This window comes from Streptosporangium sp. NPDC002544, assembly GCF_040295965.1.
GTDB lineage: Bacteria > Actinomycetota > Actinomycetes > Streptosporangiales > Streptosporangiaceae > Streptosporangium.
The window spans coordinates 337,391-349,801 of record NZ_JBEOWJ010000005.1 but is presented as its reverse complement, the minus strand read 5'-3'; the positions used below and the strand labels follow the sequence as shown (position 1 = coordinate 349,801).

At 71.8% G+C, this 12,411-nt stretch carries 9 protein-coding genes; 4 read left to right on the top strand and 5 right to left on the bottom strand.

Annotated elements, in window-relative coordinates; translation table 11 throughout:
- Positions 1–133 precede the first annotated feature (133 nt).
- Complete coding sequence (locus tag ABT061_RS10255) at positions 134–709, bottom strand: helix-turn-helix domain-containing protein (RefSeq protein ID WP_350914844.1); 576 nt, start codon at positions 707–709, stop codon at positions 134–136.
- 85 nt (positions 710–794) lie between these two features.
- On the opposite strand from ABT061_RS10255, the gene ABT061_RS10250 reads away from it, so the two are divergent.
- A complete protein-coding gene (locus ABT061_RS10250) occupies positions 795–1,631 on the top strand; it encodes an EamA family transporter (protein WP_350914842.1) in 837 nt (278 codons plus the stop codon).
- A gap of 201 nt (positions 1,632–1,832) precedes the next feature.
- Here the strand turns inward: ABT061_RS10250 and ABT061_RS10245 are convergent, their stop codons facing one another.
- Both ABT061_RS10245 and ABT061_RS10240 read right to left on the bottom strand, forming a co-directional pair.
- Positions 1,833–2,432, bottom strand: a complete 600-nt coding sequence (locus ABT061_RS10245; RefSeq protein ID WP_350914839.1) for a sigma-70 family RNA polymerase sigma factor — start codon at positions 2,430–2,432, stop codon at positions 1,833–1,835.
- Positions 2,433–3,070: 638 nt separating this feature from the next.
- Positions 3,071–4,081, bottom strand: a complete 1,011-nt coding sequence (locus tag ABT061_RS10240) for an ABC transporter substrate-binding protein (RefSeq protein WP_350914837.1) — start codon at positions 4,079–4,081, stop codon at positions 3,071–3,073.
- Positions 4,082–4,181: 100 nt separating this feature from the next.
- Here ABT061_RS10240 and ABT061_RS10235 point away from each other — a divergent pair, with 100 nt between their 5' ends.
- Genes ABT061_RS10235 through ABT061_RS10225 form a run of 3 tightly spaced genes read left to right on the top strand, consistent with a single transcriptional unit; the run spans position 4,182 to position 7,101 of the window.
- Entirely contained in the window at positions 4,182–5,234 is a 1,053-nt protein-coding gene (locus tag ABT061_RS10235; RefSeq protein WP_350914835.1) for a FecCD family ABC transporter permease, read from the top strand.
- Positions 5,231–6,310, top strand: a complete 1,080-nt coding sequence (locus tag ABT061_RS10230) for a FecCD family ABC transporter permease (protein WP_350914834.1) — start codon at positions 5,231–5,233, stop codon at positions 6,308–6,310. Before ABT061_RS10235 ends, ABT061_RS10230 begins: the two co-directional genes overlap by 4 nt.
- Positions 6,307–7,101, top strand: a complete 795-nt coding sequence (locus ABT061_RS10225; protein ID WP_350914832.1) for an ABC transporter ATP-binding protein — start codon at positions 6,307–6,309, stop codon at positions 7,099–7,101. The genes ABT061_RS10230 and ABT061_RS10225 overlap by 4 nt, the downstream gene beginning before the upstream one ends.
- Before the next feature lie 126 nt (positions 7,102–7,227).
- On the opposite strand, the gene ftsY is transcribed toward ABT061_RS10225, so the two are convergent.
- Together ftsY and smc are read right to left on the bottom strand one after the other, a co-directional pair.
- Positions 7,228–8,409 carry a signal recognition particle-docking protein FtsY gene (gene ftsY / locus ABT061_RS10220; RefSeq protein WP_350914829.1) on the bottom strand — a complete coding sequence of 394 codons (1,182 nt, stop codon included), beginning with the start codon at positions 8,407–8,409 and terminating at the stop codon, positions 7,228–7,230.
- 305 nt (positions 8,410–8,714) lie between these two features.
- Complete coding sequence (gene smc, locus ABT061_RS10215) at positions 8,715–12,401, bottom strand: chromosome segregation protein SMC (RefSeq protein WP_350914827.1); 3,687 nt, start codon at positions 12,399–12,401, stop codon at positions 8,715–8,717.
- Positions 12,402–12,411 lie beyond the last annotated feature (10 nt).

Genomic DNA, 12,411 nt, shown 5'->3' with positions numbered 1-12,411 from the left:
CTGCCGATTGGCCCGTACCGACGCGCCACTTCGACGCCACATCGAATGAGATGCGCACCCGGGGGCGACGTCTCATCCGATGAGACCAGTTAGCGCCTTAAAAGGGCTCCTTCCAGCGAACATCTCATATCGGTCAGCGATCCGGCGTCTCGCGGGGCTCGGTCACGACCATCACGAACCGCAGCGGGACCTCCCCCTCGTTGGCGTACCGGTGCGGGCGGTCGGCGCTGAACACGACCGCGTCCCCCTCCTCGGCGATGTGACTCCTGCCGTACACCGAGAGGGTGAGCCGCCCTTCCAGTACGGTCAGCATCTCGCGCGTGCCCGGCGGGTGGGCGTCGCCGTCGTGGTGGTCGCCGGGGGCCAGCCGCCAGTCCCACAGCTCCAGGATGGCGGGCGCGTCGGTGCCGACCAGCAGGCGCGCGGTGCTGGAGTCACCGTGCGGGAAGGTGACCACGTCCGCGCTATGGACGATCCGGACCACGGGCGTGTCGGAGACCTCCACCATCCGCGCGACGGTCACCCCGAGCGCGTCGGCGATGCGGGTGAGCGTGGTGATGCTCGGATTGGTCCTGCCCTGCTCGACCTGGACCAGCATGCCCCGGCTCACCCCGGAGCGCGCGGCGAGCTCGTCGAGGGTCATCTGCCGGTGCGCCCGCTGGGCCCGCACGTTGTTGGCGACCGCGGCGGTGATCGTCTCTGGGTCCATAAGTTCAGTCTAGTTAACTTGTTTTGCACTCCATTGCACTCCATATATTGTACTAGGAGTACATTCCATTGAACTGAGGTGACATGTGACCGCTGTGGTGCTGGCGACGGCCTGCGCGATGGTTTACGGCACCGCGGACTTCCTGGGCGGCATGGCCACCCGCCGGTCGCGGGTGCTCGCCGTGGTGGTTCTCTCCCAGACCGCGGGGCTGGCCGTGGCCGTCGCGCTGCTGCCGATCCTGCCGGGGACCCCCGCGCCCGTGACGCTGGCCTGGGGCGCGGCCTCCGGGATCTGCGGCGCGGCGGCGGTGGTGCTGTTCTACCGGGCACTGGCCACCGGCGTGATGTCGGTGGTGGCGCCGATCACCGCGACCGTCTCGGCGGTGCTGCCCGTGCTGTTCGGGCTGGCCGTCGGGGAACGCCCCGAGCCGATCGCGCTGGTGGGCGTGGTCCTCGCGTTGCTGGCGGTGCTGCTGGTGAGCCGCGACTCCTCCGGCGGGAAAAGCGGCAGCGGGTACGGCCCGATCCTGGCCTCACTCGCCGCGGGCGCGGGTTTCGGCGGCTTCTTCATCCTGCTCGCCCAGGCCCCGGCGGAGGGCGGCGTGTGGCCTCTGGTCGGGGCGCGCCTGGCCTCGGTCACTCTCATCGTCCTGCTGACCCTGACCACTGGCCGCACCCTGCGTCCCGGGCCGGGCACGCTGCGCGTCATCATCGCGGCCGGAACGCTCGACATGGTCGCCAACGTGCTCTTCATGCTCGCCCAGCAGCGCGGGCTGCTGAGCCTCGTCGGCGTCCTGGTCTCGCTCTACCCGGCGAGCACGCTGCTGCTGGCCCGTCAGGTGCTGGGGGAACGGCTCAACACCGTGCAGACCGTGGGCATCGGTTTCACGCTCGCCGCGGTCGCGCTGATCGCATCCGGCTGACCCGTCCGCCCTGTCAACGACTCAGGCCGCCTGGGCCCGCTCGATGGATGAGCGACTCAGGCCGCCTGGACCCGCTCGACGGCCGAGCCCGACAGGCCCGTCCGCCCCATCGCCACCGCGAAAAACGACTCAGGCCACCTGGGCCTGCTCGATGGCTGAGCCCGACAGGCCCGTCCGCCCCATCGCCACCGCGAAAACGACTCAGGCCACCTGGGCCTGCTCGATGGCTGAGCGGAGGCCGCCCTCCTCGCGGGCGTAGTCCTCAAGCATGGCGCGGAGCTGGCGGCGACCCCGGTGGAGGCGGGACATGACCGTGCCGATGGGGGTGCCCATCCGCTCGGCGATCTCCTTGTAGGCGAAGCCCTCGACGTCGGCCAGGTAGACGGCGACCCGGAAGTCCTCGGGCAGGGCACGCAGGGCGTTCATGACCGCGCTGTCCGGCAGCTGCTCCAGCGCCTCGGTCTCGGCGGACTTGAGACCGCTGGACGTGTGGGACTCGGCGGCGGCGAGCTGCCAGTCCTCGATCTCCTCGGCGGCCGAGAGCTTGGGCGAGCGCTGCTTCTTGCGATAGTCGTTGATGAAGTTGTTGGTCAGGATGCGGTGCAGCCACGCCTTGAGGTTGGTGCCCTCGCGGAACTGGTGGTACGAGGTGAACGCCTTGGTGACGGTCTCCTGGACCAGGTCCTCCGCATCGGCGGTGTTGCGGGTCAGGCGCATCGCGGACGCGTAGAGCTGGCTGGTGACCGGCACGACGTCACGCTCGAACCAGTCCTGGCGCTGCTCTTCCGTCATCGTGATCATTGGATCCCCCTCGTGCTTTTCCCCCCGCTACCGCCCGGCAAGACTGTGCTACACCCTTTCTGACGGCGTAGCCGATGCTCGCAGGCACCCCGTAAGGGGGCCGTTAAAAGCCCTGCGTGATCGGGAGACTGCTCGCTGACTGCGCCAACGGCGGGTACGACACGCCCTACAGCCGAACAAGTATCAATATCGTAACATCGTTCTCCGGATTCAGTCGAAGGTGTGTCTATCATCACATAACCCCAGGTAGCAACAACTTTCGGGTTAGGAAAAATGTCAACCACCATGCCCCCTGGACCCGCCACCGGGCCGGGGCCTGCGCCCGCAGAAGTTCCGAGACCCATCTCCACGTCTCCCCGCTTCCCACGCGTTGGGGACTTAATCACCACTTGGAAGACGGCCCGGCGCTCCTGACGGTTCACCGCCCGCTCTCCCCGGCGGACACGGCTCGTACCGTGGTCGCCTCCGAGTATGTGATGCGCGGATACCTGAAATTGATCAGTGTTTGAGAGGGCGCCGCCCGGGGGCGCGTTCCCGTCGCGGACCGGCCGCGACGGGCGGCGACCGGCACGGCTCGTCGGCCCCGTGCCGGTCCCGGCGTCGGAAGGCGGGACAGGCGTCCCGCCCCTCCCCGCCGGTCAGCCGGCCCTGGCCGGGTCGACCTCGAAGATCTTGGCGAGGTCGTCGAGGATGGCGTGCGCGCCCTGGATGCCGACGGCGCTCATCCAGATGGTGTCGCTGACGTCGTGCTTGGCGCCCTTGAGCTTGCCCCAGAGCGGGTTGGCCTCGAACTTCTCCTTGACCGGCCCGACCGCCGGGTCCTCGTAGGCCGCGACGAAGATGTGGTCGGCGTCGAGCTGGGAGATGTTCTCCTGGCTGATCGGAACCATGATCGTGTCGGTCACGGTCGGCTGCTCCTCGGGACGCGGGAAGCCGACGTCCTTGAGCACCAGGCCCGAGTAGGAGTTCTCCACGTACAGCCGGACCGTCGGCTCACCCGCGAAGCGGGCGACGGAGACGGTGGGCAGCTTGCCCTCCTTGGCCTTGATGGACTCACCGATCCGGCCGGCGCGGTCCTGGTACTCCTTGATCTTCTGCTCGGCGAGGTCCTCCTTGCCCAGGGCCTGGCCCACGAGCCTGAGGTTCTCCTTCCAGATGGCCCCGGTGGTCTCGCTGAACACCGTCGGCGCGATCTGCGACAGCTTGTCGTACAGCGCCTCGTGGCGGACCTTGGCCGAGACGATCAGGTCGGGCTTGAGCGCGAGGATCCGCTCCAGGCTGGGCTGCTCCAGGGTCCCGACCGAGGTGGCCTCCTTGGCGTGGCCGAGAACCGGGGTCAGGTAGTCGGGGAGCTTCCCTTCGATCCCCCGGTAACTGGTGAAACCGACGACCTCGGTCTCCAGGGTCAGCACCGCGTCGACGAAGCTCTGGTCGAGGGCCACGACCCGCTTGGGCTGGGCGGGGATCGTCGCCTCTCCCATGACGTGCTTCACGGTCCTGGGGAAGGCCGCCGTGTCGCTCGCCGCGGGGGCCGCGGACGTGCCGGAGGTCTCCGCGGAGGTCTCCGGGGTGCTCGATCCGCAGGCGGCGAGACCCGCGGACAGCGCGACTCCCACCACTCCGACGGCCAGGGCGCGCAGTGCTCTCATGTTCCTGGATCTCCTCACAAAGCTTAGGCAAGCCTTATTTAGCTTAGCCATACCTAAACTGGCATACTCGGCATCGATCACGCAAAAAAGGGGAGGTCAGGTGATCAATACGACGTCCGTCCCACGGGCCGCCCCGCCCGGCACCGTCCGGAGAATCCACAACCGCCGCCTCCTCGTGCTGAGCGGACTGCTCGCGCTCCTGGCGACGACGGTCGCGCTGAGCCTCGCGTTCGGTGCCAAACCGATCCCGCCGGCCGACGTCTGGCACGCGCTCACCGGCCCCACCGGCACCGAGAACGACATCATCGTCCGGTCGCTGCGCATCCCCAGAACCGCCATCGGCGTCATGGCCGGGATCGCCCTCGGCGTCGCGGGCGCCCTCATGCAGGGCCACACCCGCAACCCGCTGGCCGACCCGGGACTGCTCGGCGTCACCCAGGGTGCGGCCTTCGCCATGGTCCTCAGCATCGTGGTCCTGGGGGTGGGCAGCCCGTACGGCTACATCTGGTTCGGCCTCGCCGGTGCCCTCATCGCCAGCGCCGGGGTGTTCGCCCTCGGCATGGCCGGCGGCCGGGGCGGCCCCACGCCGGTGACCCTGGCCCTCGCGGGCACCGCCGTCAGCGCCTTCCTCTACGGGCTCACCTCGGCGCTGGTGCTGCTGGACGAGCAGGCCATGGACACCTTCCGCTTCTGGCAACTGGGGTCGATAGCGGCCAGGGGCGCGGACGTGGCCTGGCAGGTGCTCCCCTTCATCGCCGTCGGCCTGATCGCGGCCCTGGTCAACGCGCCCGGCCTCAACGCGCTCTCCCTGGGCGAGGACGTCGCCCGCGCGCTCGGCCAGAACATCGCCCTGACCCGCGCCGTCGGCATCATCGCCATCACCCTGCTCAGCGGCGCCTCCGTGGCGGTCTGCGGCGCGCTGGCCTTCGTCGGCCTGATCGTCCCGCACCTCACCCGGCCGCTCTCCGGCCCCGACCACCGCTGGCTGCTGCCGTACTCCGGCCTGGCGGGCGCCTCGGCCCTGCTCCTCGCCGACGTCATCGGCCGCGTGGTGGCCCATCCCGGTGAGCTGGAGGTGGGGGTGGTCCTCGCCCTCGCGGGCGCGCCGTTCTTCATAGCCCTGGTACGGCGCAGAAGGCCGGTGCGGCTGTGACCTCCACCACGCCCCCGGACCTCGCGAGCAGGCGAGCGCTGCGCATCGGTCCCGCCTCCTGGCTGCTCCGGCCGCGCTCCGTCGCCGCCGCACTGGCGCTGCTGGGCACAACGGTGCTGCTCATGGCGCTCAGCATGCGCCTCGGCGACATCCCGATGAGCCTCTCCGAGGTCTTCCGCGCCATCACCGGCGACGGGCCCGACCATTTCGTCGTCATGCAACTCCGGCTTCCCCGCGCGCTGACCGGCGCCGGAGTCGGCGCGGCGCTCGCCCTGTCCGGGGCGATCGTCCAGGCCATCGCCCGCAACCCGCTGGCCAGCCCGGACATCCTGGGCGTCACCACCGGCGCCAGCGTGACCGTGGTCGCGGTCATCGTGGCGGCGGGAAACACCTGGGGCGGCGTGAGCGGCGTCCTCGCCGAGGCGGGCGTCCCCGCGGCGGCCCTGCTCGGCGGCCTGATCGGCGCGCTGACCGTCTACCTGCTGGCCTGGCGCAAAGGCATGGACGGCTACCGGCTGGTCCTGGTCGGCATCGGCGTCTCGGCGATCTGCACCAACCTCAAGTTCTGGCTGCTGACCGTCGGCGACGTCAACGACAGCAGCCGGGCCATGGTCTGGATCAGCGGCTCGCTGAACGGCCGGGGCTGGGAGCACGTGGTGCCGGTCATGATCGCGCTGGCCGTGCTCGTCCCACCGGCGTTGCTCGGCACCGCCTCACTCGGCGCGCTGCGCTTCGGCGACGACACCGTGACCGGCCTGGGGGTGCGGATGAACCTCACCAGGGGACTGATGATCCTCGCGGCCGTACTCCTCGCGGCGGCGGCGACCGCCTCCGCCGGGCCGATCGCGTTCGTCGCCCTGGCCGCACCGCAGATCGCGCTGCGCCTGGCCGGGGTGGCACAGCCCCCGCTGGTCGTCTCGGCCCTGGCCGGCGCGGTCCTCACCGTCGGCGCGGACCTGGTCGCCAGGACCGCGTTCAGCCCCGTCGAGCTGCCGGTGGGCGTGGTCACCGGAGTCATCGGCGCCCCCTACCTGATCTATCTCCTCATCCGTGTGCGCAGGAAGGCCCGTACGTGAGACTCCAGGCCGTTGACCTCAAGCTGGGGTACGGGGACCGCGTCGTCGTCGACGGCCTCGACCTCGGGATCGAGACCGGGACGGTGACCGCCGTCATCGGGCCGAACGGGTGTGGCAAGTCCACGCTGCTGCGCGCCATGGGGCGGCTGCTCAAGCCGTCCGGCGGCGAGGTACTGCTGGACGGCAAGCGCATCGACAGGATGCCCAGCAAGGAGGTCGCCAGGATCCTGGGCGTGCTGCCCCAGTCCCCCTCGGCACCCGAGGGGCTGACCGTCGCCGACCTGGTCTCCAGGGGACGGCACCCGCACCAGACCTGGTACCGGCAGTGGTCGTCCGACGACGAGTCCGCGGTCGGCGCGGCCCTGGCCATGACCGGCCTGCTCGACCTGGGCGACCGCCCGCTGGACGAGCTGTCAGGCGGGCAGCGGCAGCGGGCCTGGATCTCCATGGCCCTCGCCCAGGGCACCGACCTGCTGCTGCTCGACGAGCCGACGACCTTCCTCGACCTCGCCCACCAGATCGAGGTGCTGGAGCTGGTGCGCAGGCTCCACGGCGAGCTGGGCCGCACCGTGGTGATGGTCCTGCACGACCTGAATCTCGCCGCCCGCTACGCCGACCGCCTGGTGGCCATGCGGGACGGCGGGGTCGTCGCCGCCGGCCCCCCGTCCGAGGTGCTCACCGAGGCCCTGCTGGCGGAGGTCTTCGAGCTGGACGCCAAGGTCATCGAGGACCCGGTGGCCGGCACCCCGCTGGTCGTCCCCATCGGCACCCGGTCCCACGCCCCGCGCTGAGGACGGACGCGGCGGGGCTCGGGCCGGCCTCACCCGCTGGGGAGCGCGTCCACGAAGACCTCGGGATCGAACCGGGCCACGCCGGCCGGCCTCCCCATGAGACCGACCGGCCCGGCCCGGCGGGACTCACCCCCCGAGGAGCGCGTCCACGAAGACCTCGGGGTCGAACGGGGCGAGGTCGTCGGGCCCCTCGCCGAGGCCGACCAGCTTGACCGGGACGCCCAGCTCGCGCTGGACGGAGATGATGATGCCGCCCTTGGCGGTGCCGTCGAGCTTGGTCAGGGCGATGCCGGTGATGTTGACCACCTCGGCGAACACCTGGGCCTGGCGCATGCCGTTCTGGCCCGTGGTGGCGTCGAGGACGAGCAGCACCTCGTCGACGGTGGCCTTCTTCTCGATGACCCGCTTGACCTTGCCGAGCTCGTCCATCAGGCCGGTCTTGGTGTGCAGCCGCCCGGCGGTGTCGACGATCACCACGTCGGCCTTCTCGCCGATGCCCTCGGCGACGGCGTCGAAGGCCACCGAGGCGGGGTCGCCGCCCTCCGGACCGCGTACCACCGAGGCTCCGACCCGGTCTCCCCAGGTCTGCAGCTGGTCGGCGGCGGCGGCACGGAAGGTGTCGGCGGCGCCCAGCACGACCTTGCCGCCGTCACCGATGAGGACGCGCGCCAGCTTGCCGGTGGTGGTGGTCTTGCCGGTGCCGTTGACCCCGACCACGAGGACCACCGCGGGACGCTCACCGTGCGGCTTGACGTGCAGCGTACGGTCCATGTCGGTACCGATCTGGGCGAGCAGCTGCTCCCTGAGCAGGGCGCGCGCCTCCTCGGGTGTCCGGCTGCCCAGCACCTTCACCCGGGTACGCAGCTCGTCGACCATCGCCCGGGTCGGCGCCACGCCGACGTCCGCGGTGATCAGGGTCTCCTCGATCTCGTCCCAGGCGTCGTCGTCGAGACGGTCACGGGAGAGCAGTTCCAGGAGCCCCTTGCCCAGGGTGCTCTGCGACCGGGCCAGCCGGGCGCGGAGCCGCACCATCCGGCCGGCGGACGGCGGCGGGATCTCGATCTCCGGGATGACGGCGGCCTCGGGCTCGACCGGCCTGGCCGGCGGCGGCACGGTGGTCGTCGCCTCGTCGTCCATGACCGCGCCCCTGCCGGGGGCCCGCGTCTCCTCGGGGGCCGGCGGCGCCTCGGGCGCCTCGACCCGCGGCGGCGCGCTGGTGCCCCCCCTCCTGAACAGCAGGAGCATGCCACCGGCCGCCAGCAGGGCGACGACGACGATGATCGCGATTATGCCGAGATAGGCTTCCACAAGACCACAGTTTTCCAGACGCCCCGGGATGCTCCGACCTCAAGGGGTCCGGACGGGTTCGCGGTTCCTCACCGTCGGTCACCACCTCGTCGCGCGGGCCGCCCCGGACCGGCCGCGAAAACCCGGACGGCCCCGCGGCCCCTGACCGCCTCCGAGCACCGGAACGGGCTCACGACCTCCCGGCCCCGCACCGCCCCGGCCCTCCGGGACCATCCCGGAAACCCGGGCAGGCTCACGACCTGCCACCGCTTCATCCCGAGGGCGGCCCCGGGCCACCGCACGGACCCTCCGGAGACCCGGAGGATTCAGGCGGACTCGTTCTCCCTCAGGCGCTGGCTGATGACCTGGGTGACGCCGTCCCCACGCATCGACACGCCGTACAGCGCGTCGGCGATCTCCATGGTGCGCTTCTGGTGGGTGATGATGATGATCTGCGAGGTCTGCCTGAGCTCCTCGAAGAGGGTGAGCAGGCGCTGGGTGTTGGTGTCGTCCAGCGCGGCCTCGACCTCGTCCATCACGTAGAACGGCGAGGGCCGCGCCTTGAAGATGGACACGAGGAACGCCACCGCGGTCAGCGACCGCTCGCCACCGGACAGCAGCGACAGCCGCTTGACCTTCTTGCCCGGCGGCCGGGCCTCGACCTCGACACCGGTGGTCAGCATGTCCTCCGGGTCGGTGAGCAGCAGCCTGCCCTCACCGCCGGGGAACACTCGCGTGAAGATCGTCTCGAACTCGCGGGCCACGTCCGCGAAGGCGGCGCCGAAGACCTGCTCGACCCGCTCGTCGACCTCCTTGACCACGAGCAGCAGGTCGCGGCGGGTCTTCTTGAGGTCTTCCAGCTGCGAGGTGAGAAACGAGTGCCGTTCCTCAAGGGCCGCGAACTCCTCGAGCGCGAGCGGGTTGACCTTGCCGAGCTGGGCCATCTGCCGGTCGGCCACCCTGGCCCGTTTGAGCTGCTCCTCGCGGTCGTAGGGGACGGGCTCGCCGTCCGCCGTCGGAACCGGCTCGCCGGGGCCGTACTCGGCGATGAGGGTGTCCGCCTCGACGCCGTACTCCTCCACCGCCCGCTCCTGGAGCTGCTCCAGGCGGAGCCGCTGCTCGGTGCGGGCCACCTCGCTGCCGTGTGCCCGGTTGACCAGCTTGTCCAGCTCACCGGTGAGCTCACGGACCCGGATCCTGACCGCCTTGAGCGAGGCGTCGATCTGCCCGCGGGCCCGCTCGGCCTCGTCGCGCTCTCCCGCGGCGGCGGCCAGGGAGGTCTCCAGCGTGCGCAGCGCCAGCTCCGTGCCCCTGACGACCGCCTGGGCCGTCCGAGCCTGCTCGCGCCGCCGTTCCCTGCGCTCGGCCGCCCTGGACCTCTCCTCGCGCTCACGCTCCGCGGCGCGCGTCAGCTCCTCCGCCCTGCCGTCGATGCCCCTGACCCGCTCCTCCGCCGTCCGTACCGTGAGGCGGGCCTCCATCTCGTCCTGCCTGGCCGTCGCGCAGATCTCGGCGAGCTCGTCACGCAGGTCGGTGCTGGGCTCGCTCTGTCGCTCCTCGGCCTCCACGGCCGCGGCGAGCCGCTCCTCCAGCTCGGCGAGACCGGCCGCGTCGCGGTCCCGCGCCTCCTCGGCGGCCCGTACGCCCGCGGCCAGGCGCTCGCACTCGTCGCGGGCCGCCCTGGCGGCGGCGTCCAGCTGGGCGAGCCGCCTGGCCACCGCGGCGATCTTCTGGTCCGCGTCGCGCTGCCTCGCCCTGACCCGGTCCAGGGCGGCCTGCGCCGCATTGACCCCGGCCTGCCTGTTCTGCACTCCCGTCTGTGCCTCGGCGACCCGCGCCTGGGCGGCCTCGACCGCGAGCTGTGCCTCTCCCTCGGCCTCCGCGGTCTCCTCCAGCTCCGTCGCCGCAAGCTCGGCGGCGACCCTGGCCTCGGCCAGGTCGGCGGTCGCCTCATCGAGCGCGGCCCGCATCTGAATGGCGGAGGTGGCGCCCGCCGAACCGCCGCCGACGGCGGCGTGGGCACCCAGGAGGTCGCCGGAGCGGGTGACGGCCCGCAGCCCGGGATACTGCTCGACCGTCTTTCTCGCGGTCGCGAGATCGTCCACGACCAGCACACCCGCCAGCAGGTGGGTGGCGGCGGCCCGCAGCTCGGTGGAGACCGTGACCAGGTCGATCGCCCACTCCGCACCCGCCTGCGGCACCTGGCCCGGCGGGACCGCCGCTTCACCGGCGGCGATGACGAGGCCGGCCTGGCCGCCGTCGCGGCCCCGGAGGAACTCGATGGCGTCGGCCGCGCTCTGCAGCGACTCGACGGCGACGGCCTCGGCGGCGGCCCCGAGCACGGCGGCGACGGCCACCTCGGCACCGGGCCGCACCGACAGCATGGTCGCCACCGGCCCGAGCACCCCGGCCAGGTCGGCGGCGAGCAACGCGGCGCCACCGTCGGCACCACCGGCCAGGCCCATCTCCAGCGCCTCGAACCTGGCCTCCAGCGCGGCCACCTGGCGCTGCGCCTGCTGGTCGGCCTTGCGTGCCGCGGCGAGGGCGGCCCGGGCGGCGCCGAGCGCGGCGTTCGGGCCCGCGACGGCCGCCTTGGCCTCCTCGACCCCGGCCCTGGCCGACTCGACGGACTCCCCGGCCTGCTCGACCGTCTCCAGGGCGATCTCCAGCTCCTCGGCGAGGGCCGGATCGGCGGCCGGTTCGGCCAGCTCCTGGCTGTCGTGCTCGGCGCGGGCCTCCTCGGCGCGCTGTTCGGCCTCCTCCAGCGAGCGCCGCAACCGGCCGATCTCCTCCTCGGCGGCCCCCGCCCGGCTGCGCGCCGCCCCGACCTGCCCCTTGAGCCTGGCCAGGCCCTCGCGCCGGTCGGCGGCGGCCCTGGCCTCCGCGGCCAGCCGCCGCTCCTCCGCGGCGAGTGCGGCCTCGGTCTCGGTGCGCCTGGCCACGGTTTCCGCGAGCGACTCCCGCTCCCCCTCGAGCAGCTCGACCAGGACCCGCTCCTGCTCGCGGACCTCCTCGGCCTCACGTTCGAAGTCCTCCGGGTCGCGCCCCCGCCGCTCCACCGCGGTGTCGGTGGCGTGCCGGTGCCGCTCGGCGGCGAGTCCCGCCAGGCCCCTGAGGCGCTCGCGGAGGGAGGAGAGCCGGAAGAACGTCTCCTGCGCGGCGGTCAGCCGCGGCTGGGCCTCGGCCTCGGCGGCCTCCAGCTCGGCCTCGGCGGCCTGGCCCTGCTCCAGCTCGGTCTCCACAGCGGTGCGGCGGGCGAGGACCGCCGCCTCGTCGGCCATCTCCCGTTCCAGGGTGGTCCGCAGGGTGAGCACGTCGTCGGCGAGCAGCCGGAGCCTGGCGTCGCGGAGGTCCGCCTGGATGACGGCGGCCTTGCGGGCGATCTCGGCCTGGCGGCCCAGCGGTTTGAGCTGGCGGCGCAACTCGGTGGTGAGATCCTGTACCCGGGTCATGTTGGCCTGCATCGCGTCGAGCTTCCGCAGCGCCTTCTCCTTGCGCTTGCGGTGCTTCAGGACGCCCGCGGCCTCCTCGATGAACGCCCGGCGCTCCTCGGGTCCCGCGTGCAGCACCTGGTCGAGCTGGCCCTGGCCGACGATGACGTGCATCTCGCGGCCGATGCCGGAGTCGGACAGCAGCTCCTGGATGTCGAGCAGGCGGCAGGTGTCGCCGTTGATGGCGTACTCGCTCTGGCCGGCCCTGAACATCAGGCGGCTGATCGTCACCTCGGTGTAGTCGATCGGGAGCATGCCGTCGGTGTTGTCGATGGTCAGCGTGACCTCGGCGCGGCCCAGCGGTGCCCGCGAGGAGGTGCCGGCGAAGATGACGTCCTCCATCTTGCCGCCGCGCAACGACTTGGCGCTGTGCTCCCCCATGACCCAGGCCAGGGCGTCGACCACGTTGGACTTGCCGGATCCGTTGGGGCCGACGACCGCGGTGATGCCCGGCTCGAAGCGGAGCGTGGTGGCCGAGGCGAAGGACTTGAAACCGCGCAGGGTAAGGGTCTTGAGATACAAAGAGAGCCCC